The organism is Blastococcus sp. TML/M2B (genome assembly GCF_016612865.1).
Classification (GTDB): Bacteria; Actinomycetota; Actinomycetes; order Mycobacteriales; family Geodermatophilaceae; genus Blastococcus.
The window spans coordinates 1,293,249-1,315,188 of the sequence record NZ_JAENZZ010000002.1 but is presented as its reverse complement, the minus strand read 5'-3'; the positions used below and the strand labels follow the sequence as shown (position 1 = coordinate 1,315,188).

At 74.8% G+C, this 21,940-nt stretch carries 27 protein-coding genes and 3 pseudogenes; 12 read left to right on the top strand and 18 right to left on the bottom strand.

Translation table 11 applies throughout. From position 1 onward, the window contains the following. Nucleotides 1–18 precede the first annotated feature (18 nt). Nucleotides 19–819: a histidinol-phosphatase gene (gene hisN / locus JKP75_RS14850; protein WP_200490549.1), complete on the bottom strand. Its 801-nt coding sequence runs from the start codon at nt 817–819 to the stop codon at nt 19–21. 90 nt (nt 820–909) lie between these two features. On the opposite strand from hisN, the gene JKP75_RS14845 reads away from it, so the two are divergent. Continuing rightward, nucleotides 910–1,446, top strand: a complete 537-nt coding sequence (locus JKP75_RS14845) for a DUF2087 domain-containing protein (protein ID WP_200490550.1) — start codon at nt 910–912, stop codon at nt 1,444–1,446. On the opposite strand, the gene JKP75_RS14840 is transcribed toward JKP75_RS14845, so the two are convergent. The 5 genes and pseudogenes from JKP75_RS14840 to JKP75_RS14820 form a co-directional block, all read right to left on the bottom strand. Further along, nucleotides 1,413–1,943, bottom strand: a complete 531-nt coding sequence (locus tag JKP75_RS14840; protein ID WP_200490551.1) for a hypothetical protein — start codon at nt 1,941–1,943, stop codon at nt 1,413–1,415. The genes JKP75_RS14845 and JKP75_RS14840 overlap by 34 nt on opposite strands. Beyond that, the gene (locus JKP75_RS14835; protein ID WP_200490552.1) at nt 1,940–2,284 is read right to left on the bottom strand and encodes a PadR family transcriptional regulator; all 345 of its coding nucleotides are present in this window, start codon (nt 2,282–2,284) and stop codon (nt 1,940–1,942) included. The genes JKP75_RS14840 and JKP75_RS14835 overlap by 4 nt, the downstream gene beginning before the upstream one ends. A gap of 73 nt (nt 2,285–2,357) precedes the next feature. After that, nucleotides 2,358–3,180: pseudogene (gene rsgA, locus JKP75_RS14830) on the bottom strand (ribosome small subunit-dependent GTPase A). A 194-nt stretch (nt 3,181–3,374) separates the two neighbouring features. Next, nucleotides 3,375–4,655 (bottom strand): 3-phosphoshikimate 1-carboxyvinyltransferase, encoded by a 1,281-nt coding sequence (gene aroA / locus JKP75_RS14825; protein WP_200490554.1) that lies wholly within the window; start codon nt 4,653–4,655, stop codon nt 3,375–3,377. A 43-nt stretch (nt 4,656–4,698) separates the two neighbouring features. Beyond that, nucleotides 4,699–6,150, bottom strand: a complete 1,452-nt coding sequence (locus tag JKP75_RS14820) for an NAD-dependent succinate-semialdehyde dehydrogenase (RefSeq protein ID WP_200490555.1) — start codon at nt 6,148–6,150, stop codon at nt 4,699–4,701. A 137-nt stretch (nt 6,151–6,287) separates the two neighbouring features. Here JKP75_RS14820 and JKP75_RS14815 point away from each other — a divergent pair, with 137 nt between their 5' ends. From JKP75_RS14815 to JKP75_RS22995, 3 genes and pseudogenes are all read left to right on the top strand, one after another. After that, nucleotides 6,288–7,034, top strand: a complete 747-nt coding sequence (locus tag JKP75_RS14815) for an SOS response-associated peptidase (RefSeq protein ID WP_200490556.1) — start codon at nt 6,288–6,290, stop codon at nt 7,032–7,034. Nucleotides 7,035–7,179: 145 nt separating this feature from the next. Further along, nucleotides 7,180–8,109 (top strand): annotated as a pseudogene (locus tag JKP75_RS14810) (fused MFS/spermidine synthase); the annotation flags it as partial. Beyond that, on the top strand, nt 8,072–8,605 hold the full coding sequence (locus tag JKP75_RS22995) for a fused MFS/spermidine synthase (protein ID WP_309229878.1): 534 nt from the start codon (nt 8,072–8,074) through the stop codon (nt 8,603–8,605). The pseudogene JKP75_RS14810 and the gene JKP75_RS22995, both read left to right, overlap by 38 nt. 9 nt (nt 8,606–8,614) lie before the next feature. Here the strand turns inward: JKP75_RS22995 and ybaK are convergent, their stop codons facing one another. After that, a complete protein-coding gene (ybaK, locus tag JKP75_RS14805) occupies nt 8,615–9,088 on the bottom strand; it encodes a Cys-tRNA(Pro) deacylase (protein WP_200490557.1) in 474 nt (157 codons plus the stop codon). Between the two features lie 205 nt (nt 9,089–9,293). Here ybaK and JKP75_RS14800 point away from each other — a divergent pair, with 205 nt between their 5' ends. After that, nucleotides 9,294–9,980 carry a sigma-70 family RNA polymerase sigma factor gene (locus tag JKP75_RS14800; RefSeq protein WP_309229877.1) on the top strand — a complete coding sequence of 229 codons (687 nt, stop codon included), beginning with the start codon at nt 9,294–9,296 and terminating at the stop codon, nt 9,978–9,980. Beyond that, nucleotides 9,980–10,309 carry a mycothiol system anti-sigma-R factor gene (rsrA, locus tag JKP75_RS14795; RefSeq protein WP_200490558.1) on the top strand — a complete coding sequence of 110 codons (330 nt, stop codon included), beginning with the start codon at nt 9,980–9,982 and terminating at the stop codon, nt 10,307–10,309. The genes JKP75_RS14800 and rsrA overlap by 1 nt, the downstream gene beginning before the upstream one ends. Before the next feature lie 192 nt (nt 10,310–10,501). On the opposite strand, the gene JKP75_RS24700 is transcribed toward rsrA, so the two are convergent. Continuing rightward, nucleotides 10,502–10,576 (bottom strand): 50S ribosomal protein bL37, encoded by a 75-nt coding sequence (locus JKP75_RS24700; protein ID WP_014742531.1) that lies wholly within the window; start codon nt 10,574–10,576, stop codon nt 10,502–10,504. A gap of 167 nt (nt 10,577–10,743) precedes the next feature. Here JKP75_RS24700 and JKP75_RS14790 point away from each other — a divergent pair, with 167 nt between their 5' ends. The 3 genes from JKP75_RS14790 to JKP75_RS14780 all read left to right on the top strand — a co-directional run bounded on the left by JKP75_RS14790 (nt 10,744) and on the right by JKP75_RS14780 (nt 13,077). Further along, entirely contained in the window at nt 10,744–11,793 is a 1,050-nt protein-coding gene (locus JKP75_RS14790) for a biotin carboxylase N-terminal domain-containing protein (RefSeq protein WP_200490559.1), read from the top strand. Nucleotides 11,794–11,864: 71 nt separating this feature from the next. Next, a complete protein-coding gene (locus tag JKP75_RS14785; protein WP_200490560.1) occupies nt 11,865–12,086 on the top strand; it encodes a biotin/lipoyl-binding carrier protein in 222 nt (73 codons plus the stop codon). Between the two features lie 628 nt (nt 12,087–12,714). Next, nucleotides 12,715–13,077 carry a hypothetical protein gene (locus JKP75_RS14780; protein ID WP_200493196.1) on the top strand — a complete coding sequence of 121 codons (363 nt, stop codon included), beginning with the start codon at nt 12,715–12,717 and terminating at the stop codon, nt 13,075–13,077. A gap of 7 nt (nt 13,078–13,084) precedes the next feature. On the opposite strand, the gene JKP75_RS14775 is transcribed toward JKP75_RS14780, so the two are convergent. Then, entirely contained in the window at nt 13,085–13,591 is a 507-nt protein-coding gene (locus JKP75_RS14775; RefSeq protein WP_309229876.1) for a GNAT family N-acetyltransferase, read from the bottom strand. On the opposite strand from JKP75_RS14775, the pseudogene JKP75_RS21605 reads away from it, so the two are divergent. Next, a pseudogene (locus JKP75_RS21605) lies at nt 13,497–14,609 on the top strand (histidine kinase N-terminal domain-containing protein); the annotation flags it as partial. The gene JKP75_RS14775 and the pseudogene JKP75_RS21605 overlap by 95 nt on opposite strands. Nucleotides 14,610–14,745: 136 nt before the next feature. After that, complete coding sequence (locus JKP75_RS21600; RefSeq protein WP_242471726.1) at nt 14,746–15,141, top strand: ATP-binding protein; 396 nt, start codon at nt 14,746–14,748, stop codon at nt 15,139–15,141. Nucleotides 15,142–15,235: 94 nt separating this feature from the next. Here JKP75_RS21600 and JKP75_RS14765 read toward each other — a convergent pair whose 3' ends face one another. Then, the gene (locus JKP75_RS14765) at nt 15,236–15,487 is read right to left on the bottom strand and encodes a WhiB family transcriptional regulator (protein ID WP_200490563.1); all 252 of its coding nucleotides are present in this window, start codon (nt 15,485–15,487) and stop codon (nt 15,236–15,238) included. 298 nt (nt 15,488–15,785) lie between these two features. Then, the gene (locus JKP75_RS14760) at nt 15,786–16,745 is read right to left on the bottom strand and encodes a diacylglycerol kinase family protein (RefSeq protein ID WP_200490564.1); all 960 of its coding nucleotides are present in this window, start codon (nt 16,743–16,745) and stop codon (nt 15,786–15,788) included. 90 nt (nt 16,746–16,835) lie between these two features. On the opposite strand from JKP75_RS14760, the gene JKP75_RS14755 reads away from it, so the two are divergent. Then, nucleotides 16,836–17,306, top strand: a complete 471-nt coding sequence (locus JKP75_RS14755; protein ID WP_200490565.1) for a hypothetical protein — start codon at nt 16,836–16,838, stop codon at nt 17,304–17,306. Nucleotides 17,307–17,309: 3 nt separating this feature from the next. Here the strand turns inward: JKP75_RS14755 and JKP75_RS14750 are convergent, their stop codons facing one another. The 7 genes from JKP75_RS14750 to sodN form a co-directional block, all read right to left on the bottom strand. Then, nucleotides 17,310–18,050 carry an HAD-IIA family hydrolase gene (locus JKP75_RS14750; protein ID WP_200491356.1) on the bottom strand — a complete coding sequence of 247 codons (741 nt, stop codon included), beginning with the start codon at nt 18,048–18,050 and terminating at the stop codon, nt 17,310–17,312. Nucleotides 18,051–18,163: 113 nt separating this feature from the next. Then, nucleotides 18,164–18,622, bottom strand: a complete 459-nt coding sequence (locus tag JKP75_RS14745) for a GNAT family N-acetyltransferase (protein ID WP_200493195.1) — start codon at nt 18,620–18,622, stop codon at nt 18,164–18,166. Beyond that, entirely contained in the window at nt 18,619–19,416 is a 798-nt protein-coding gene (gene pssA / locus JKP75_RS14740) for a CDP-diacylglycerol--serine O-phosphatidyltransferase (protein ID WP_200490567.1), read from the bottom strand. The genes JKP75_RS14745 and pssA overlap by 4 nt, the downstream gene beginning before the upstream one ends. A gap of 8 nt (nt 19,417–19,424) precedes the next feature. After that, nucleotides 19,425–19,640 carry a phosphatidylserine decarboxylase gene (locus JKP75_RS22990; protein ID WP_309229874.1) on the bottom strand — a complete coding sequence of 72 codons (216 nt, stop codon included), beginning with the start codon at nt 19,638–19,640 and terminating at the stop codon, nt 19,425–19,427. A 32-nt stretch (nt 19,641–19,672) separates the two neighbouring features. Further along, nucleotides 19,673–20,092 carry a phosphatidylserine decarboxylase gene (locus JKP75_RS22985; RefSeq protein WP_255523320.1) on the bottom strand — a complete coding sequence of 140 codons (420 nt, stop codon included), beginning with the start codon at nt 20,090–20,092 and terminating at the stop codon, nt 19,673–19,675. Between the two features lie 80 nt (nt 20,093–20,172). Then, nucleotides 20,173–21,381: a PP2C family protein-serine/threonine phosphatase gene (locus JKP75_RS14730; RefSeq protein ID WP_309229873.1), complete on the bottom strand. Its 1,209-nt coding sequence runs from the start codon at nt 21,379–21,381 to the stop codon at nt 20,173–20,175. A 140-nt stretch (nt 21,382–21,521) separates the two neighbouring features. After that, nucleotides 21,522–21,923, bottom strand: coding sequence for a superoxide dismutase, Ni (gene sodN, locus JKP75_RS14725; RefSeq protein ID WP_200490570.1), 402 nt, complete (start codon nt 21,921–21,923; stop codon nt 21,522–21,524). Between the last annotated feature and the right edge of the window lie 17 nt (nt 21,924–21,940).

The following is a 21,940-nucleotide window of genomic DNA, read 5'->3' as shown; positions in this document are numbered from 1 at the left end:
ACCGGGCGGCCCCGCGGCCTAGGGGGTCGCGGGGCGCAGGTGCCGCAGGGCGGCGTCGTGCAGCGCGCCGTTCGTGGCCAGGGCGCTGCCGCCCGCAGGGCCGGGGGTGCCGCCGAGGTCGGTGAACCGGCCGCCGGCCTCGCGCACGATCACGTCGAGGGCGGCGAGGTCCCACAGCGAGACCTCGGGCTCGCAGGCGATGTCCACCGCGCCCTCGGCCAGCAGCATGTAGCTCCAGAAGTCGCCGTAGGCGCGGGTGCGCCACACCGACCGGGTCAGGTCGAGGAAGCCGTCGAGGACGCCGCGCTCCTCCCAGCCGGACAGGCTGGAGTAGGACAGGCTCGCGTCGTCCAGCGAGCGCACCCCGGACACGGTGCAGCGGACGGCGTTCTCGAGGCGGCGGCCGGTCCACGCGCCGACGCCCTTGGCCGCCCACCAGCGCCGGTTCAGCGCCGGGGCCGACACCAGGCCGACGACGGGCTCGTCGCCGTCCATCAGCGCGACCAGCGTCGCCCACACCGGCACGCCGCGGACGAAGTTCTTCGTCCCGTCGATCGGGTCCAGCACCCACTTGCGGGAGCCGTGGCCGGTGGTGCCGAACTCCTCGCCCTGCACCGCGTCGCGGGTGCGCGCCCGGCTCAGCGTGATGCGCAGCTGCTCCTCGACCGCCCGGTCGGCGTCGGTCACCGGGGTCAGGTCGGGCTTGGTCTCGACCTGCAGGTCCTGCGCCTTGAAGCGCTCCATGCTGATCGAGTCGGCCTGGTCGGCCAGCACGTGTGCCAGCCGCATGTCCTCCGAGAAACCCCGCCCCGACGTCATGGGCACCGAACCTACTGGTGGTGCGGCCGGTTCCGCTGGACCGCGTGCCGCCCGAGGCGCCGGGCGCTGCGGTCTGGTTACCGTCGGGGCGTGGACGCAGCGACCATCGCCGGGCTGCTGGCCGACCCCGTGCGGCTCCGGGTCGTCGCCGCGCTGGCGCTGGGCGCGGGCACGATCGAGGAGGTCGCGGCGGCCGCCGGGCTGCCCCTGAAGGACGTCGCGCTCGCGGCCCGCCGGCTCGCCCGTGCCGGGCTGGTGGTGCGCGACCGGCACGATCTCGAGCTGCGCGCCGAGCTGTTCGGCGCCGCCGCACGGGCCGCCGCCGAGGCCGCCCCGCCACCCGAGCCGCTGTCCGACGACCCTGCCGAGGACGCCGTGCTCTCGGCGTTCGTGCGCGACGGCCGGCTGACGTCGATCCCTGCGCAGCGCAGCAAGCGGCTGGTGGTGCTCGACCACCTGGTGCGGGTCTTCGAGCCCGGCGTCCGCTACCCCGAGCGCGAGGTCAACGTGCTCCTGGCGGTCTGGCACCCCGACGTCGCAGCGCTGCGCCGCTACCTGGTGGACGAGGGCTTCCTGTCCCGGGAGGCCGGCGTCTACTGGCGCAGCGGCGGCACCGTCGAGGTCTGAGCCCGGAGGGCCCGCCAGGGGCGGGCGACGGCCACGAAGACCAGCACGCCGACCGCGAGCGGCAGCCAGCCCACGCCCGTGGACACCGAGAACCCGTCGCCCAGCGGCTCGTACTCCATCGACGATCCCGGGAGCAGCGCCACCGAACCGCGGGCCGGGGAGTTCGCGTCGGCGCTCATGGCGCCGTCGGCCCACGCCAGGCCGGCGAGCAGGGCCACCAGGACGGCGATCGCCAGGGCGGCGCCCCCCGCCTGCAGCCCGGCGGTCCACCGGGGCCGGGTCGGGTCCTCGGGGACGACCTCGGCGGCCATCTGCCGGGTGCTGCCCAGCCCGGACACCGCGGCCCGGGAGCCGACGTGCGCGGTGGCGTCCCGCAGGTTCGACCGCAGCTCCGTGCGCAGCTCGCGCCGCCGTCGCCGCGGCGCGCCCCGCAGGTCCAGCCACCAGTCGTAGGACTGCACGGCCCGCTCGATCCGGACCCGGTCGCGGACGGTCATCGGTCGCTCCTCGCTGCGGTGCGGGACAGGGCGGCGTGCACGGTGGCGGCCAGGGACTCCCAGGCGGCCGCCCCGCGGGCGAGCTCCTCGCTGCCCGCGGGGGTGATCGCGTAGTACTTGCGGGCCGGGCCCGACGACGACGGGACCAGCCGGGAGCTCATCAGCCCCCGCGCCTCCAGCCGGGTCAGCGCCGGGTAGACCGTGCCCTCGGTGAGCTCGGCCAGGCCGAGCTCGTGCAGCCGGAGCACGACGGCGTACCCGTAGTCCTCGGCGTCGGCGACCAGGCGCAGCAGCACGAGGGGGAGCACCCCCTTGAGCATCTGCGGGTCGTGACCGGTCACCTGTGCACTGTCTCGCCAGGTACCCGGCCATGTCAAGTAGCAGTGCTGTCAGGTCGCCGAGGGATCGCTGAGGTCAGTACCCGGGGCCGACCTGGCCGACGGCGCCCAGCAGGACCCGCAGGGCGGCGAGCTGTTCCTGCCGTTCCGGAGGGCCGGCCGCGGCCCAGGCGTCCAGCGCGCAGTCGGGGTCCTCCGCGGTGTGGCCGCAGCCGGGCGGGCAGTCCGCGGCGACGTCGGCCATCTCGTCGAACGAGGAGAGGACGTCCCCGGACGTGACGTGCGCGAGGCCGAACGACCGGATGCCCGGGGTGTCGATGACGGTCCCGCCGCCGGGGAGGTCGAAGAGCACGGCCGACGACGACGTGTGCCGCCCCTTGCCGATCTTTGCTGACGTCACCGGTGGCCCGCAGGGCGTCCGGGACCAGCCGGTTGACCAGCGTGGACTTGCCCACGCCGGACTGGCCGACGAAGACGCTCATCCGGTCGCGGAGCCGGTCGAGGAGGTCGTCCAGCGGCATCTCGCGCGACATCGGGACCGCGTCCAGCCGCAGGCCGGCGTACCGGTCGAGCAGCGGCTGGGCCGAGGCGAGGTCGTTCTTGGTCAGGCAGAGCAGCGGCTCCAGGCCGCCGGCGTAGGCGGCGACCAGGCACCGGTCGAGGAAGCCCAGGGCGGGCTCCGGGTCGGTGATCGAGGTGACGATGACCAGCAGGTCGGCGTTGGCGACCACCACCCGCTCGGTGGGGTCGGTGTCGTCGGCGGTCCGGCGCAGCGACGTCGTCCGCTCCTGGATGGTGACGATCCGGGCCAGGCTGTCCGTGCGGCCGCTCGTGTCGCCCACCAGCCGCACCCGGTCGCCCACGACGACACCGTGCTTGCCGAGCTCGCGGGCGCGCATCGCGGTGACGTCGACGGCGCCGTCGGGGCCGTCGACCCGGACGGTCATCCGGCCGCGGTCCACGGCCACGACCAGGCCGGGGACGGCGTCTTCGTGTGCGGGCCGGATGCGGGTGCGCGGGCGGGACCCCCGGCGGCCGGGGCGGATCCGGACGTCGTCCTCGTCCATCCGCCGGGCGTCGCGGCGGTGCCCGCTCAGCGGGGCGCTCCGGCCGTCTCGCCCAGCAGCCGGGCCCACCTGTCGGTGAAGTCCGGCAGCGTCTTGGTGACAGCGCCGGGGTCGGCGATCTCGACGCCCTCGACGGCCAGACCGAGCACGGCGCCGGCCATGACCATGCGGTGGTCGGCGTAGGAGTCCAGGCGGGCCGGGCGGAGCGGCCCGGGCTCGATCTCCAGGCCGTCGGGCAGCTGCCGCACGGTGGCGCCGACGGCGGTCAGCACCTCGTCGAGGGCCTGCAGCCGGTCGGTCTCGTGCCCGCGCAGGTGCGCGACGCCGGTGAGCCGGGAGGGGCCGTCGGCCAGCGCGCACAGCGCCGCGAGCACCGGGGTCAGCTCACCGACCTCGTGCAGGTCGGCGACGAGCGGGCGCACCTGGCCGGTGCCGGTCAACCGCATCCCCTCGGGGGTCCGCTCGGCGGTGCCGCCCATCAGGGAGAGCAGCCGGTCCAGCTGCGCGCCGGGCTGGGTGGTGACCTCGGGCCAGTCGGGCACGGTCACCCGCCCCCCGCACACCAGGGCCGCGGCCAGGAACGGCGCGGCGTTGGAGAGGTCGGGCTCGAGCACGCGGTCGAGCGCGGCGATCGGACCGGGTGCCACCCGCCAGCCGCGGTCGGTCGCGACGACGTCCACGCCGTGCTCGCGCAGGGTCACGACCGTCATGTCGACGTGCGGCAGCGACGGCAGCCCACCGGCCAGCGTCAGCTCGATGCCCTCGTCGAACCGGGCGGCGGCCAGCAGCAGGCCGGACACCACCTGGGAGGACTCGCTGGCGTCGACCTCGACGGCACCGCCGCGCACCCGGCCGGTGCCGTGCACGGTGAACGGGGCCCTGCCCCGCCCCCCGTCGTCGATCCGGACGCCGACCCCGCGCAGCCCGTCGAGCAGGCCGGCGTTGGGGCGGTCGTGCAGGCGGGGGTCGCCGTCGACGGTGACCGCGCCCTCGGCGAGGGCGGCCACCGGGGGGAAGAACCGCAGGACGGTGCCGGCCAGCCCGGCGTCGACCGTCGCCGGACCCCGCATCGGGGCCGGCGTGACCAGCCAGTCGTCGCCGTCGTCCTCGATGCCCACCCCGAGGGCACGCAGGGCACCGACCATGAGGTCGGTGTCGCGCGCCCTCAGGGGGTGCACCAGACGGCTGGGCCCGTCGGCGAGCGCCGCGAGCACCAGGGCCCGGGCGGTCAGCGACTTGGACCCGGGCAGGGGCACGACGGCGTCGACGGGGGACTGGTGGTGCGGCGCGGGCCAGACGTCACTCACGTGATCAGTCTGCGCCGCCTGCGCCGCACCTCCGCGCACGTGCTCAGCCGGCCTGCGGCTTCTCGGCCTTCTTGACCGGGACCGTGCGCAGCAGCCGCCGGTTGGCGAACTCGAACATGGCCAGCTCCGAGAGCTCGCGGCCGTAGCCGGAGCGCTTGACGCCACCGAAGGGCAGCTCGGGGGAGGAGCCGGTGGGCTGGTTGATCCAGACCATGCCGGCCTCGAGCCGCTCGGCCACGGCCCGCGCGGCCTCGACGTCGCTGCCCATGACCGTGGCACCGAGGCCGAAGTCGCTGTCGTTGGCCAGCGCGACGGCCTCGTCGGCGTCCTTCACCTTGTAGACGACGGCCGCGGGCCCGAAGAGCTCCTCGCGGTAGGCCCGCATGTCCGGGGTCACGTCGGTGAGGATCGTGGCCGACACGAACGCGCCCGCGTGGTCGGGGCGCTGGCCGCCGGCGACGACCGTGGCGCCCTTGTCGATGGCGTCCTGGATCTGCGCCTGCAGGTCCTGGGCCGCCTTCTCGCTCGACAGCGGCGCGAGCGACGTCGTCGGGTCGGCCGGGTCGCCGGGGGTGAAGATGCCGAACGCCTGCTTGAGGCCCTCGACGAAGGGCTCGTAGGCGTCCTCGGTGACGATCAGCCGCTTGGACGCCGTGCACGCCTGGCCGGTGTTCCCCATGCGGCCCGCGGTGGCCGCCTTGACGCTGGCCTCGATGTCCTCGCCGTCGAGCACGATGAACGGGTCGCTGCCGCCGAGCTCCAGCACCGACTTCTTGAGGTGCTTGCCGGCCAGCGCGGCGACCGAGGAGCCGGCCCGCTCGCTGCCGGTCAGCGTCACGCCCTGGATGCGGGGGTCGGCGATGACCTGCTCGACGTCCTCGATCTTGAGGAAGGTGTTGATCAGCGCGCCCTCGGGAGCGCCGGCGTCACGGAACAGCTGCTCGATCGCCACGGCGCACTGCGGAGTGATCTCGGAGTGCTTGAGGATGACCGTGTTGCCCAGCACCAGGTTCGGGCCGGCGACGCGGACGACCTGGTAGAAGGGGAAGTTCCAGGGCTCGATCGCCAGGAGCACGCCGACCGGCTTGGTCTCGATGACCGCCTCGCCGCCGCCCATCATCGGCTCGATCGAGGTCGGCTCGAGGAACTTCGGGCCGTTGCCGGCGTAGTACTTCAGGATCATCGAGCAGAGGAAGAGCTCGCCGACGGCCTCGTCGCGGCGCTTGCCCATCTCCTTGGTGATGAGGGCGGCGTAGTCCATGATCCGCTCGTCCAGCAGCTCGGCGGCCTTCTGGACGACGGCGGCGCGCTCCTCGACGGAGCGGTCGCGCCACGCCAGGTAGGCGCTGTGCGCCGTACCGATGATGCCGTCGATCTCCGACGTCTCGGTGAACGGGAACTCCTTCTCCGTCTCGCCGGTGAAGGGGTTGACGGTCGCGTAGCGCCGGGAGGCGCTGTCGCTGGCGGTTGTGGGGGCGTTCTGCGTCACGGTCACGCGGTGATCCTCGTCTCTCGTCGGCTGTTCCGACAGAGGGGTACCCCAAACGCCTCCCGCTGTCACGGGCGGGGCGCGCTGTCGGTGGGGGCACCTAGAGTGCGAACGGTCAGCAGATCCGGTGCGAGGAGACGCCCGTGTGCGGTCGCTACGCCGCCAGTCGCAAGCCCGAGGACCTGGCGCTGGAGTTCGAGGCGGTGCCCGCCGGCGGGCAGCACGCGGTGCCGGCCGACTACAACGTCGCGCCCACCAAGGACGTGCACGTCGTCCGCTGGAAGAAGGAGCGGGACGCCGAGGGCGCGCTGACCGGCGGCGGCCACCGCGAGCTGCGCGCCGTGCGCTGGGGCCTGGTCCCGTCCTGGGCCAAGGACGTGTCGATCGGCAACCGCATGATCAACGCCCGGGTGGAGTCGCTGACCGACAAGCCGGCCTTCCGGACGGCGGCCCGCACGCGCCGCTGCATCGTCCCGGCCGACGGCTGGTACGAGTGGGCCAAGCGGCTGGACAGCCCGGGCAAGCAGCCGTACTTCATCACCCCGCAGGACGGCTCGGTGCTCGCGCTGGCCGGGTTGTGGGAGGTGTGGGGCCGCGGGGAGGACCGCCTCTACACCTGCACCGTCGTCACCTCGCCGGCCGTGGGGGCGCTGTCCGAGATCCACGACCGGATGCCGCTGGTCCTCCCGCGCGACCGGTGGGCGGACTGGCTGGACCCCGCCCGCGAGGACGTCGAGCAGCTCAGCGGCCCGACCCCGCCCGAGGTCGTCGAGGCCCTGGAGCTGCGCCCCGTGAGCACCGCGGTGAACAACGTCGCGAACAACGGCCGGCAGCTGACCTATCGCGCGGAGACCGTCGCGGAGCCGGCCGACCAGCCGGCGCTGTTCTGACGTGGCCGCACGCGCCGAGGAGTCCGTGCCCGCCGAGGAGTCCGTGCCCGCCGGGACCTCCCCGCCCACCGCGGCACCCCCCGCCCCGCTGGCCGGATGGGTCGCCGCCACCGTCACCTTCCTCAGCTCCGCCGCCGTGCTGGTCATGGAGATCGTCGGCCTGAGGCTCATCGCCCCCTACGTCGGCGTCACGCTGCAGACCAGCACCGCCGTCATCGGGTTCGCCCTCGCCGCGATCGCCCTCGGCGCGTGGACCGGCGGGGCCGCGGCCGACCGCATCGATCCCCGCCGGCTGATCGCACCGCTCATGGTCGCGGGCGGCGCCCTGGTCATCGCGGTGCTCCCGCTGGTGCGCTTCACCGGGTCCCTGGTCGGCGGCGCGGACGCCGGGGCGGTGCTGCTGCTGGCCGCGGTCGCCGTGGTGGTGCCGGCGGCGCTGCTGTCGGCGGTGCCGCCGATGGTGGTGAAGCTCCAGCTGTCCGACCTGGAGGAGACCGGCGCCGTGGTGGGCCGGCTCTCGGGCATCGGCACGCTCGGGGCGATCGCGGCCACGTTCGTCACCGGCTTCCTGCTGATCGCGATCCTCCCGAGCAGCGTGGTCCTGGTCGGCACCGGCGTGGTCACCGTCGCGGTCGGCGTGGCGCTCGGGATCCTGCTGCAGCGGGGCAGCGGGTACGGGCGGGCGCCGGTCGCGCTCGTCGTCCTGGCGGTGGTCGGGGCCGGGCTGGCCGCCGTCGCGCCCACGCCGTGCGAGGAGGAGACGGCCTACCACTGCGCCCGCGTGGTGGCCGATCCCGAGCGGGACTCCGGCCGGGTGCTGCTCCTGGACACCCTCCGGCACTCCTACGTCGACCTCGCCGACCCGACGCACCTGGAGTTCGAGTACGTGCGGGCGATCGCGTCGGTGACCGACGCCGCGTTCCCGGCCGGCGCGGCCATCTCGGCCCTGCACGTCGGCGGCGGCGGGCTGACCCTGCCCCGCTACCTGGCCGAGGTGCGCCCGGGCACGCGCAGCCTGGTCGTCGAGGTGGACCCGGGTGTCGTCGCGATCGACCGCGAGCAGCTGGCCCTGGAGACCTCCGACGAGCTGCAGGTCCGGGTGGCCGACGGCCGGGTCGGGCTGGCCGACGAGCCGGGCGGGGGAGCGCGACCTCGTCATCGGGGACGCCTTCGGCGGGCTGTCCGTGCCGTGGCAGCTCACCACCCGGGAGGCGCTGCGGCTGGTCGACCGGGCGCTGGCCGACGACGGCGTCTACGCGGTCAACCTGATCGACAACCCGCCGCTGGGGTTCGTGCGCGCGGAGCTCGCGACGCTGCGCGAGGTGTTCGCGCACGTGGTGGTGCTGGCCCGGGTGCCGATCCTCACCGGTGAGGACGGCGGCAACGTCATCGCCGTGGCCTCGCAGCGGCCGCTGGACACCGAGGCCATCGCCGCCGCGATGATCGACAACGACCTGGCCTGGCGGCTCTCCTCCGGTGCCGATCTCGACGCCTTCGTCGGCGACGCCGAGGTGCTCACCGACGACCACGCCCCGGTCGACCAGTTGCTCACGCCCTACGGGCGGCCCTGACCGCGGCGGTCAGCGAGCGATGGGTGCGGTGCGCCCGCGGGTCAGCCGGACCAGGTCGCCGGGCGCCAGCTCGACCTGCAGGCCGCGCCGGCCCGCGCTGACCAGCACGGTGTCGAAATCCAGCGCGGACTCGTCGACCACCGTCGGCAGCGCCTTCCGCTGGCCCAGCGGGCTGATCCCGCCGCGCACGTAGCCGGTCGCGCGCTCGGCGTCGGCCGGGTCGGCCATGGCCGCCTTCCGCCCGCGCACGGCGGCGGCGAGCGCCTTGAGGTCCAGCGTCGTCGCCACCGGGACGACGGCCACCGTCAGGGCGCCGTCCACCGCGGTGACCAGCGTCTTGAACATCCGCCGGGGGTCCGCGCCGAGCGCGGCCGCGGCAGCCTCGCCGTAGCCGGCGTCGCCGACCTGACCGACGTCGTAGGTGTGCAGGGTGTGCGGCACCGAGTGCTTCTCGAGGACCCGCACGGCGGGGGTGGACGCCACGCCGGGAGCCTAGGACGCGGCCGCCTTTCCGGAGCCGACCGGGAATCGGCGCGCGACCGGCCCGGTTGCACCGGCCGTGAGCAGCACCCTCTCGAACGCCCGTCCGCGGGTCGCGCCCCGGCGGCCACCAGGCCGCCCGGATGCCGCGCGGCTAGGATCGATCGACGTGGTCCCCCGCACCCGGGGAGCCCAGAGAGGACGGTCGGTGCCCGAGGAGCCCGTGGTCGACGAGCCCGGTCAGACCCCCGCGCAGGTGGAGGTCCCCGAGGCGCGCGAGGGCGGAAGCCGCACGGAGGTCGCCGAGACCCGTGCCGAGCGGGACGCCCGCTTCGAGCGGGACGCCCTGCCCTACCTCGACCAGCTGTACCCGGCGGCGCTGCGGATGACCCGCAACCCCGCCGACGCCGAGGACCTGGTCCAGGAGACGTTCGTGAAGGCCTACTCGGCCTTCCACCAGTTCGCCGAGGGCACCAACCTCAAGGCCTGGCTGTACCGGATCCTGACCAACACCTACATCAACAGCTACCGCAAGAAGCAGCGCCAGCCACAGCAGTACCCCACCGACCAGGTGCAGGACTGGCAGCTGTACGCCGCCGAGGAGCACAGCTCCAGCGGGTTGCGCTCCGCCGAGATCGAGGCGCTGGACCACCTGCCGGACTCCGACATCAAGGAGGCCCTGCAGCAGCTGCCCGAGGACTTCCGGCTGGCGGTGTACCTCGCGGACGTCGAGGGGTTCGCCTACAAGGAGATCGCCGAGATCATGGGCACGCCCATCGGCACGGTGATGTCCCGGCTGCACCGCGGCCGCCGCGGGCTGCAGAAGTTGCTGGCGGACTACGCCCGCGAGCGCGGTTTCGTCCGCGCCGGAGCCGGTGAGGAGGCGAGCTCCTGATGTCCGACGACGCACCTCAGGCCGGCGAGCCGATCGAGATCAACTCCTGCGACGACGTGCTCACCCACGTCTTCGAGTTCCTGGACCACGAGACCAGCGATGCCCGCCGCGGGATCATCGCCGAGCACCTCGAGGACTGCTCCTCCTGCCTGCGCGAGTTCGGCATCGAGCAGGAGTTCAAGGCCCTGGTCCGGCGCCGCTGCGGTGGCGACGTGCCGCCGCCCTCGCTCCGCGAGCGGATCAAGATGCAGCTGACCAGCGTCTCCTTCGAGGAAGACGGCACCCAGGTCACCGTCGAGCGGCTCACGGTGGAGCGTTCCGGCGAGTAGCCCCGGGGCAGAAATGGCCATTTCTGCTCTGACCCCAGGACGGCGAAGGCCCCGTCCCGCAGCTGCGGGACGGGGCCTTCGAGCATCCGCGGCCCTCGACGAGGGCAGGAGCTCAAGCTCTCCACATTGCTCGATTCCGCGGCCCGGTCCGCTCCTCGCTCGTTCCTCGCTGCGATGCTCCCGGGCCTGTCATCAAGCGTTGGGGCGCTTGCCGTGGTTGGCGCCGCTCTTCTTGCGAGCGCGACGCTTGCGTCCACGCTTGGACATCGCTGCCCTCCTCTCTCTGCCGGTGGGCCCGCCCGGGCCCGGGGTATGCGGTCGACGTGAGACGGCGCACGTGGCGTGCGCGTCGGAGCCGGAACCGCCAAGCTGACAACTCCAGCCTCTCACGAGGCGAGGGCGCGCATGCGCGGGGCGGGGACGCAGGAGGAGCAGTGGCACAGCTGGGGATCGAGAGCGTGCTCGTCGCGGGACGCGGTCCGGCCGCGTGCGGCGTCATCACCTCGCTCACCCGCCTGGGCGTGAAGGCCGTGGCGGTGCACTCCGAGGCCGAGCGCTCGGCGCGGCACGTGCGGCTGGCCGACGAGGCGGTGCTGCTCGGCCCCGCGCCGGCCACCGAGTCCTACCTCGCCGTCGACCGCATCGTGGAGGCCGCGCGCCGCAGCGGGGTCTCCGCCGTCCTCCCCGTGCCGCCGGCGCTGGCGGGCAACGCCCGGCTGGCCGCCGCGGTGCGCGAGGCGGGCCTGGTCTGGGTCGGCCCCGACCCCGACGTCCTCGAGCGGCTCGGCGGCGACGGCGTCGAGCCGGCCAGCGAGCGGGGGCTGCTCGCCTGGGTCACCGACGAGGGGCTCCGCTTCCCGACGCCGGTCTCCCGCGACCGCGCCGCCGGCATCGCCCGCGTTTCGTGGACCCCGGACGGGCGGACCGCGGTGCCGGCCGCCGCCGGCCGGCTGGCCGAGGTGGGCTGGCGCGGGCTGGTCACCGTCGGGATCTCGCCGGACGGAGAGCTGGCCGAGGTGGCCGCCGGCTTCTCCCTGGACATCGCCGTCCTCGAGCGGGCCCACGGCGTCGACGCGGTCGAGCTGGCGCTGCGCAGCGCCGCCCCCCACCGCCCCGACACGCAGGGACCGACGTCGTCGGACTGGCGGTCCGCCGTCGCCGTGCAGCTGCGCGCGACGCTGCCGCCGGGGCAGGCGGGCCGGGTGGCCGGCCGGCTGCCCGGGACCGGCCGGCCGCAGCCGCAGCCGGAGGCGGGCGTGGACGTCGTCGCCGTCGGCGGCTACGAGCCCGGTGACCGGCTGGACGGCTGGTACGACGCGCTGCTGGCCACGGTCAGCGCGGCGGCCACCGACACGGCGACCGCCGCCCGCTCCGCGAGCCAGGCGCTGGCCGGCCTGCCGGAGCTCGGGGTGCCGCACGACGGGCCGGAGGTGTGCGCCGTGCTGCGACGGCTCGCCGCCGGTGAGGCCGCACCCGGCGTCTGACCCGGTCGTCGTGCCAGGATGAGCCGAGGCCGCGCGGCACCCCGGCGCGGCCCGGCGACGAGGGAGGTCCGGTGGCGGTCGAGGAGATCCACGCCGAGATGGTCTCCAGCGTCTGGAAGGTGCTGGTCGCGCCCGGCGCGCAGGTCGCTGCGGGCGACACGCTGGTCATCCTCGAGTCGATGAAGATGGAGATCCCGGTGCTCACCGAGCTCTCCGGCACCGTCGAGGCGCTGCACGTCGTCGAGGGCGAGGTCCTCCAGGAGGGCGACCTCATCGCGACCGTCGCGAGCTGAACCGCCTCCTCCGGGGGCGTGACCGGGCATGATGCGGCGGTGCGCCGCCTCGCCGTCCTCGCCGGAACCCTCGCCTGCCTGGCGACCTCGGCCTGCACGGCCGCGGACGGCGCGCCCCCGGAGGCGGCTCCGGATGCGGGCCCGGCCGCGTGCCTCGATCCCGCCGAGGCGACGCGGGGGAGCGTCGAGGGCACGCCGGTCTGGGCGCGCTTCTGCCCCGGACCGGAGCGGCACCTGCTGCCCGCCGAGGTGCCGTCGGACGCGCTGACCTCGCACCTGGAGCTGCTCGCCGGCCTCGCGGAGCGCGACGCGGAGGACGTGCCCGCGGGGTGGCCCTGCCACCTCTCCTCCTACGACGAGGGCGCGGCACCCCTGCTGGCCGACGGACGCACCTACGAGGTCCAGATCGGCTATGCGGACGGCGGCGTGACGACGATCGTCGGTGCGACCGATCCCGACTGCGTGGGACGGTTCCCCGGGACCGGCGCGGGGGTCGGCGGGCCCGACGGGCTGGGGGTGTACGGGCTGCTGATGACGGCGTTCGGGCGCCAGTACGCCGACCGGTTCGAGGACGCCCCGGCCGGGGACGCCGCTCGTGTGCCCGGAGGACCCGGAAGACCCCTCGGCCGTGGACCGGGACGGCGCGTCGGCGTCCCTCGACACCGGCTACGCCGCGGGGATGCGGGCCCCGATGGTCCTGCCGCTGACGGCGGTGCGCGGAATCGTCTGCACGTGGTCGCCCGGCAGCAGCGAGCCCGTGCTGCGGGAGCTGACCGAGGGCGAGGCCGAGCGCGTCCGCATCGGGATGCACGGCATCCTCGGGGCCATCGCGGACTGCGGGGCCAGCGAGGAGCCGGTGCACACCGCCGTCGTCGAGGACCGGACCGGCACCCGCCGCGCGGTGACCGTCGACGACGGGAACTGCTCGTCGGTCGTCCGCGGTGGGCCCGGGCAGAGGTTCGGCCTCGGCTTCCCGTGGCTGGACCGCTGAGCCGCCCTCAGAGGTCGAGGGCGTAGACCAGCAGGTCGATGCCGGGGACCGGCGTCCAGTCCCGCTCCGGCAGCCGGGTGAAGCCCATCCGCTCGTAGAGGCGGTGCGCCGCGAGCATCTTCGGTCCGGTGGAGAGCACCATCCGGCGCTTGCCCGCCGCCCGTGCCCGGCGCAGGCAGTCGGTCATCAGCAGCTCGCCGATGCCGCGGCCCTGCGCGGCCGGGTCGACCACGAGCATCCGCACGGCGGCCTCGTCGTCGGACTCGGTGACCTCGCCGAAGTCGCCGGACAGCACGAGCGCGACGCTGCCGACCACCCGGCCGTCGTCGTCGCGCACGACCAGCAGCTCGGCGCGGTCGGCCCGGCCGGCGACGTCGGCCAGCTCGGGGGTGTAGCTCGGGCCGGCCAGCTCCCCGTCGATGTACACCGACACGGTGAGCTCCGCGATGGCGGCGTGGTCCGCCGGGGTGGCGGGCTCGATCCGGACGGCGGGGGGTGCGGGGGAGTCGGCCACACCGAGCAGCGTAGGAGGCGGTGCGCCGTCCCCGCGGTGCGCCTTCTCTACGCTCGGTCGCACCATGAACAGCCTCTCCGAGCGCCTGACCCGTGGCACGGCCTCCGACCCGGCCCAGGTCGACCACTGCCGCCGGCTGGTCGCCGACTGGCAGCTGCTGGCCGACCTCTCCTTCGCCGACCTGACGCTCTGGGTACCCCTGCCGCAGCCGGGCTCGTGGTGGTGCGTGGCGCAGGTGCGGCCGCTCACGGCGCCGACCTGCCGCCCGGAGGACCTCGTCGGCACCGAGGTCGCGGGGGAGGAGGCAGGGCCGTTCCGGTCGGCCTACGGCAGGGGACGGCCGGTGACCGAGGGGGCGCCCGACTGGTCGGGGCCCGCTCCCCGCCGGCGCGAGGTGGTCCCGGTCCGCCACGACGGCGTCGTGGTCGCCGTGCTGGCCCGGGACACCAACCTGGCGGTGACCCGCGCGCCCTCCACCCTCGAGCACACCTACCTCGACATCGCCGGCGACCTCTGCCTGATGATCTCCGCGGGCACGTTCCCACCGGAGAAGCTCCAGGACGCCGAGATGAGCCCTCGCGTGGGCGACGGACTGCTGCGGCTCGACGCCCGGGGCCGCGTCGTCTACGCCAGCCCCAACGCGCTGTCGGCCTACCGGCGGATCGGCGTGGCGGGGGACGTGGTCGGCCGCGACCTGGCCGAGGTCACCCGGTCGGCGGCGCGCGAGCGGGTCGTGGGCGAGGAGGTGGCGGCGGGCATCGCGGCGGCGGTCGCCGGGGGGTTCCCCGACCCGATGGACGTCGAGGCCGCCGGCGCGACGGTGCTCGTGCGCGCGCTGCCCCTGCAGGCGCCGGGCGCGGAGGAGGGTGCGCTGGTGCTGGTGCGCGACGTCACCGACGTCCGCCGCCGGGACCGCGCGCTGCTCAGCAAGGACGCGACGATCCGCGAGATCCACCACCGCGTGAAGAACAACCTGCAGACCGTCGCCGCGCTGCTGCGCCTGCAGGCCCGCCGGATGACCGTGCCGGCCGCGCGGGAGGCGCTGGAGGAGTCGGTGCGCCGGGTGGCCTCCATCGCCCCTGGTGCACGAGACGCTGGCCGGAAGCCGGGAGGACGTCGTCGACGTCGACCAGGTGCTGGACCAGGTGCTGCCCATGCTCGGCGACCTCACCTCGGTGGGGCCGGCGGCGCGCACCCGCCGGACCGGCTCGTTCGGCGAGCTCCCGGCGGCGACGGCGACGCCGCTGGTCCTCGCGGTGACCGAGCTGCTGCACAACGCCGCCGAGCACGCCTTCCCGGAGGGGGAGCCCGGCTCGATCGAGCTGCTCGCCGAGCGGACCGGGGACGACCTCGTGGTGCGGGTGCGCGACGACGGCCGCGGCCTGCCGGCGGGGTTCGACCCGTCGGTCAGCGAGGGGCTGGGCCTGCAGATCGTGCGCACGCTCGTGGAGAGCGAGCTGGGGGGCGGCCTGCGCACGACCGTCCCCCCGGCGGGGCGGGGGACCGAGGTCGTGCTGACGCTGCCCGGCGCGGGCCTGCCGCGCCGCTGACCCGCCCGGGACGGCGCTGAGGCCGGCCCCGGGGGATCCCGGACCGGCCTCGAGGCGATCGGTGTGGCCGCGGCGCGGCCGGTGCTGCTGGCGGTCAGGCGGTGCGGACCCGGGTGCGAGCCTGGCGGCGCTTGAGCGCCCGCCGCTCGTCCTCGGACAGGCCGCCCCAGACGCCGGAGTCCTGGCCCGAGCTGAGCGCCCAGTCCAGGCACGACGTCACGACGGGGCAACGCTGGCACACGGCCTTGGCCTGCTCGATCTGGACGACGGCCGGGCCGGCCGTCCCGATCGGGAAGAACAGCTCCGGATCCTCGTCCCGGCAGAGCGCGCGGTGGCGCCAGTCCATGGCGGTGTTCTCCTCGGTGTCGTCTACGGTTTCTAGGTCAGTCGCTGGCCCGGCCTGCGGCCGGGCCGACGCCACCGGGCCGACACCGGGGTCTCCAGCGCCTTGCGGCAGTGACTGCCTGCTGTGTTACCGGCAGGTTGCGTTCCTGCAGCGATGCTTTCACGCGGGCGGCGACTGTCAAGCAGAAACGAGGCCAGTGCCGACCCCCGCGTGAGCAACCTCACCACGCTCGTGATAGGCCCGCCACTCGGCAGGGCGAGGCACCATGCGCTCGGCGACGTTTACTGCCAGGGAGCCGTCAGGAGACGACGCGCAGGGCGTGCGGGACCGACCGCAGCCGCAGCCCCGTCGCGGTGCCCAGGTGCTCGCCGTCGACCTGCCAGCCCTGCGGCCGGACGGCGGTCAGCGTGAGCTCCGCCAGGTCGTGCCGGCGGTGCAGGCCGCGGCCGCGGTGCTGCGGCCGCTCGGCGAGCGCCCGGCGCAGGGTGCGCAGCATGCCGACCGGGTTGGTCCGCCCCAGCGCGAAGACGTCCAGCCCGGTGTCGAACGACGCCTCGGGGGAGGGCTGCACCGGCCGCGCACCGAGATAGGTCCAGGGGCTCACGTTGGAGACCAGGCAGAGGAAGAGCCCCTCGACGTCGTCCTCGCCGGGGATCTGCAGGGTCATCGCCGGACGGCGGCGCTCGCGGCCGCGGAGGAATGCGCTGGTCCCCTCGCGCACGTACAGCGCCCCCGTGGAGCGCCGGCCGCGGGCCCGCTGCGCGTCGACCCGGGCGATGACCTCGGCGTCGAAGCCGAGCCCCGCGGCGAAGACGAACCAGCGGGGGTCGGTCCACCCCGCCTCGTGCGCGGTGCCGGTGGCGCTGGCGGTGCCCAGGGAGACCAGCCGGGTCCGGCCGGCCCGCACCGAGGCGAGGATCTCCGCGGTCGCCTCGACCGGGTCGCGGGAGCGGCCCAGCGCCCGGGAGAACACGTTGGTGGAGCCGCCCGGCACGACCGCCAGGGTCGGCAGGTGCGCGCCGGGGCCGTGCGCCAGCAACCCGTTGACGACCTCGTTGACCGTGCCGTCGCCGCCGAGGGTGACGACGAGGTCCAGGCCGTCGGAGGCCGCCCGCTCGCCGAGCTCCCGGCCGTGGCCGCGGTGCTCGGTCTCGGCGACGTCGACCTTGAGCTCGCTGGCCAGCGCGCCGACGAGGACGTCGCGCATCTTGGACGTGGTGCTGGTCGCCGCGGGGTTGACCACCACGAGCGCGCGCATGACCACCAGGCTAGCTCCGGGCACCCGGCCCGCGTGGGAGGTGTGCGCAACCGGCGGACCGGCCCGCGGGGCCCGCGTAACCTCGCCGTCGTGACCGAGCAGACGCCGCAGCCGCGCCGGCTGGCCGACCGGCTCTTCGGTGCGGTGACCCCCGCGCCCGAGGTGCGGCCCGCGCCGCCGCGCGAGGAGGCACCCCGCTCGGTGCGGCAGGCGGCCGCGCTGGTCGCCGTGGAGGCCGCCGGCTTCGTCGTCCTCGCGCTGGTGCTGCTCTGGCTGACCCTCACCGGCGACCCCGAGAGCGTGCCCCGCGCGCTGGCCGAGGTCGTGCTCGCGGGGCTCGCCGCGGGCGTCCTGGGCGCCGCCGCGGTCGGCCTGCGCCGGCTCGCGGGGTGGGCGCGGGGGCCGGTCATCGCCCTGCAGGTGTTCTTCGGGGCCGCGGGCTTCGTCGCGACGTTCCAGGCCGCGCGGCCGGAGATCGGCATCCCGGTGCTGGTGCTCGTGGCCGGCGTCGTCTACCTGCTCATGACCCCCGAGGCGCGGCTGGCCTACCTCGACCGCTGAGGTTCAGACCAGGTCGATGACGTCGGCGATCGAGTCCAGGACCCGGCCCGGGCGGAACGGGAAGCGGGCCACGTCGGCCGCCGCGGTGGAGCCGGACAGCACCAGGATCGTGTCCAGGCCCGCCTCGATGCCGGCGACGACGTCGGTGTCCATGCGGTCGCCGATCATCACCGTGGACTCCGAGTGCGCCTCGATCCGGTTCATCGCGCTGCGGAACATCATCGGGTTGGGCTTGCCCACGAAGTAGGGCTCGGCGCCGGTCGCGCGGGTGATCATCGCCGCGACCGAGCCGGTCGCGGGCAGCGGCCCCTCCGGCGAGGGGCCGGTGACGTCGGGGTTGGTGGCGATGAAGCGGGCGCCGCGGCCGATCAGGCGGATGGCGCGGGTGATCGCCTCGAACGAGTAGGTGCGGGTCTCGCCCAGCACCACGTAGTCGGGGTCGGTGTCGGTCATGACGTAGCCGACCTCGTGCAGCGCGGTGGTCAGCCCGGCCTCGCCGATGACGTAGGCCGACCCGCCCGGCAGCTGGGTGCGCAGGAAGTCCGCGGTGGCCAGCGCGGAGGTCCACAGCGACTCCTCGGGCACGTGCAGCCCGGTGCGGGCCAGCCGGGCGGCGAGGTCGCGCGGGGTGAAGATCGAGTTGTTGGTGAGCACGAGGAAGCGGCGGCCGCGGTCGACGAGCCGCTCGAGGAACTCGGCCGCGCCCGGCAGCGCCTGCTCCTCGTGGACCAGCACGCCGTCCATGTCGGTCAGCCAGCACTCGGCGGGGACGCGCTCGGTGGTCACGGCGGTCACGCTAGGCCCTGCGGGGTGGCCGGGCCTCCCGTGACCGGTCTACCGCGGGGCGGCGAAGGCGGTCAGGGCGCGTCGTCGGTCAGCCGGAAGACCGTCCAGTCGTCCATCGGGACGGCACCGGCCGCGCGGTAGAACTCGATCGACGGGGTGTTCCAGTCCAGCACCGACCACTCCAGCCGCGAGTAGCCGCGCTCCACGCAGACCGCGGCCAGCGTGCTCAGCAGCGCGCGGCCCAGCCCGCGGCCGCGCTGGGCGGGCTGCACGTAGAGGTCCTCGAGGTAGATGCCGTGCGTGCCGCGCCACGTGGAGAAGTTGAGGAACCACAGCGCGAGGCCGACGACGCGGCCCTCGTCGTCCTCGGCGACGTGGCCGAACAGCGCGGGGGCCTCGCCGAAGAGGCACGCGGTGAGCTGCTCCTCGGTGAGGCGCACCTCGTGCAGGGCCCGCTCGTAGTCCGCCAGCTCGCGCACCAGCCCCACGGCCGCGGGGACGTCGCCGGGCCGGATGGGTCGCACCGTCACGACAGCGCCTCCTTGATCGAGGCCGGCACCAGACGGGCCAGCGGGGAGAGCACCGGCACGAGCACCGGCGCGAACAGGTAGCCGTAGGCCAGGACGATCCCGGTGTGGACCGGGGCGAGCGCGAAGGCGACGACGAGCAGCAGCGCCACCGCCATCGGGCCGTACGGCCGGCCGCTGCGCGGGCTCACCAGCGAGCGGAACGACCGGTAGCGCACGTTGCTGACCATCAGCAGCGCCGGCACGGCCATGACCAGCAGCACCCAGAGCCGGTCCCGGCCCTGCATCTGGTCGCCGAACGCGAACACAGAGGCCAGCACGACGCCGGCGGCGCCGGGGCTGGGCATGCCGGTGAAGTACCGCTTGTCGGCGGTGGGGTCGATGGTCACGTTGAACCGGGCCAGCCGGATCGCCGCGCACGCGACCCACAGGAAGCAGGCCACCCAGCCGAGCACGTCCCACTCGTCGCGGCCCTCGGAGAAGAGCGTGAAGGCCACCAGCGCCGGGGCCAGGCCGAAGGAGACGAGGTCGGCCAGCGAGTCGAACTGCAGGCCGAACGGGGTGACGGCGCCGACCTTGCGCGCCACCGCGCCGTCGAGGATGTCGAACAGCACCGACAGCCCGATGAGGACGGCGGCCACCCCGTGCTCGCCGCGGATGGACACGAGGATCGCCCCGAAGCCGCAGCCCATGTTGGCGAGGGTGAACAGGCTGGGCAGGGTGGCCAGGGCCCGTCGCCGGGAACCCGTGACCGAGCCGCGCACGAACTCGGCCGTGGCGGTGCGCCGCGTCGGCACCGGGGGCCTCAGCGGGCGGCGGGCCAGCGGGCGATGACGGTATCGCCGCCGCGCACGCGCTGCCCCGTCGTCACGGTCAGCTCGCAGTCGAGCGGCACGAAGACGTCCATCCGGGAGCCGAACTTCATCAGGCCCATCCGCTCACCGGTGGCCAGCCGCTGACCGACGCCGGTGCGGGTGACGATCCGCCGCGCCAGGACGCCGACGATCTGCCGGAAGACCACGGTGCGCTCGCCGTCGCGGAGCCAGAGCTCGCTTAGCGCTCGTTGCGGTGCGCGGAGTCCCGCCGGTAGGCCGCGAGGAAGCTGCCCGGCCGGTAGGAGCTCTCGACGACCTCGCCGCGGTAGGGCGACCGGTTCACGTGCACGTCGACGACGGAGAGGAAGACGCTGACCTGCTGCCACTCGCCGGGGGGCGCGACACCCTCCTGCGGCTCGCCGGCGACCATGACCACGCCGTCGGCCGGGGAGAGCACCTCGTCCGGGTCCGCCGGCTCGACGTCGCAACGCCGGTCGGGGTCGCGGAAGAACAGCGCCATGTACGCGGACAGGCCCAGCAGCGGCCAGGCGGCCGCCCGGGCTCCGCGGCGGCCGGTGACGCGGCTCAGCGCCAGCAGGCCGGCAGCGGGGACCAGGGGTCCGGTGAGGAAAGGCCACCCGGCCCGGTCGATGCGCATCGTGGTTGAACCGTACCGGCCGGGCACCGGCTCACTCCGGGCGCGCGACGGTCGACGCCCGGGAGGGGTCGGCGCCGAGCTCAGGTGCTGCGGTCGCGCTGCGGGCCGCCGTACCAGTCGAGGCAGACCATCGTCGCGTCGTCCTTGAGGTCGTGACCAGTGGCTCGCAGCACGGCGCCCCCGAGCTCGTGCACGACCTCGCGAGGGTGCAGGTCGGCGCTGTCGGCCAGGGCAGCGGCGACGTCGAGGGTGGCGGCGTTGCGCTCGAGCATGCCGTCGGTGAGGAAGACGATCCGGTCGCCGGGCTCCAGCGGGAACGGCTGCACCTGGAAGGACTTGCCGGGCAGGACGCCGAACGGCGGCTCGACGCGGAGGTCGATCTCCTCGACGTGGCCGTCGCGCAGCCGCAGGGGCAGGGTGTGCCCGGCGTTCACGACGCGCGCGGCGCCGGTGCGCAGGTCGAGGTCGAGCAGCTGCCCGGTGACGAACTGACCGGGCAGGCAGTTGTCGGCCAGGCTGTCGTTGGCGTAGGCGGCCTGCGCGGCGAGGTCCAGGCCGCGCCGCCGGCCGTTGCGCAGGCTGCCGACCAGCAGGGTGGCCAGCAGCGCCGCCTCCACCTGGTGGCCGACGGCGTCGGTGATGGAGAGGTGCAGCGCGTTGCGCTCGAGGGTGTAGTCGAAGGTGTCGCCCCCGACGGAACCGGCCGGCTCCAGCCAGCCGGCCAGCGTGAACTGCCCGGCCTCGCAGGTGTAGGAGGCCGGCAGGAGCCGGCGCTGGATCTCGGCGGCCAGCGCGAACGGGGTGGAGCGCTGGCCCCACTCGAACACGTCGGTGTGCCGGCGCGCGGCGATCACCACGTAGGCGAGGGCGTGCGCCGCGCTGCCGATGTCGGCGACGTCGTCCGCCGACGGGTAGCCGGGGAGGACCAGCTCCAGGACACCGATGGCGTCGCCGCGGTCGGTGACCGGGGCCAGCACGCGCGCGCCGTCGCCGAGCTCCTCGACGTGGACGCGCTGGGTGCGGATCACGCGGTCGTACGGGGTGCCCTCCAGCGGGAGGGTCTCGGCCTGCTCGCCGTCGTGGGTGCGGGCCCCGGAGACGGGCCCTGCCGAGGTCAGCCGGACGACGGAGTGGCCGCTGAAGTCGGCGATGAGCAGCGCGGCCGATCGGGCGGCGACCATCTCGCGGAGCGCTCCGGCGACGGCTTCGACCGCGGCGATCGGTGCCGCGTTCTCCACCTTCTCCAGCAGAGCGCCGACGTCGATCACGAGGTCCTCCGGTCCGCGCACGGGCGAACCCCAGGCGCACGCGCGGTAGTGCGCCGGGCGGACAGACGACTGCCGGGTCACCCCGTGGGGTGGCCCGGCAGCTGAGCTTCGTCGACCAGCGTATCGCCGGATCGGCGAGGACGCAGGGGGAGTGCGGACCGTCAGGCGGCCTTGGTCTCCCAGAAGATCTTGTCGATCTCGGCGATGTAGTCGAGCAGCTTCTGGCCCTCGGCGGGGTCCATGCTGCCCTTGCCGCCGGCGGCGCCGGCCTGCTTGGTGGCCTTGTTGAACAGCTCGTGCAGCTGCGGGTACTTCTCGAAGTGCGGGGCCTTGAAGTAGTCGGTCCAGAGCACCCACAGGTGGTGCTTGACCAGGTCGGCGCGCTGCTCCTTGATGAGCACGCAGCGCATCTTGAAGACCTCGTCGTCGCTGCCCTGGTACTTCTCCTGGATCGCCTTGACGGATTCCGCCTCGATGCGGGCCTGGGCGGGGTCGTAGACGCCGCAGGGGAGGTCGCAGTGCGCGGTGGCCTCCACGGCGGAGAACATGCGGAACAGGCGCATGGGGATAGCCTCCGGTC

Coding starts and splice junctions, on each gene's coding strand:
- JKP75_RS14760 (WP_200490564.1), bottom strand. CDS start 16,745: ATGCGCGCGCTCGTGGTGGTCAACCCCGCGGCGACCAGCACCACGTCC.
- JKP75_RS21600 (WP_242471726.1), top strand. CDS start 14,746: ATGCTCGGCGACCTCACCTCGGTGGGGCCGGCGGCGCGCACCCGCCGG.
- JKP75_RS14840 (WP_200490551.1), bottom strand. CDS start 1,943: ATGACCGTCCGCGACCGGGTCCGGATCGAGCGGGCCGTGCAGTCCTAC.
- JKP75_RS22985 (WP_255523320.1), bottom strand. CDS start 20,092: ATGCGCATCGACCGGGCCGGGTGGCCTTTCCTCACCGGACCCCTGGTC.
- hisN (WP_200490549.1), bottom strand. CDS start 819: ATGACGTCGGGGCGGGGTTTCTCGGAGGACATGCGGCTGGCACACGTG.
- sodN (WP_200490570.1), bottom strand. CDS start 21,923: ATGCGCCTGTTCCGCATGTTCTCCGCCGTGGAGGCCACCGCGCACTGC.
- JKP75_RS14750 (WP_200491356.1), bottom strand. CDS start 18,050: ATGGACGGCGTGCTGGTCCACGAGGAGCAGGCGCTGCCGGGCGCGGCC.
- rsrA (WP_200490558.1), top strand. CDS start 9,980: ATGTCCGACGACGCACCTCAGGCCGGCGAGCCGATCGAGATCAACTCC.
- JKP75_RS14765 (WP_200490563.1), bottom strand. CDS start 15,487: ATGGACTGGCGCCACCGCGCGCTCTGCCGGGACGAGGATCCGGAGCTG.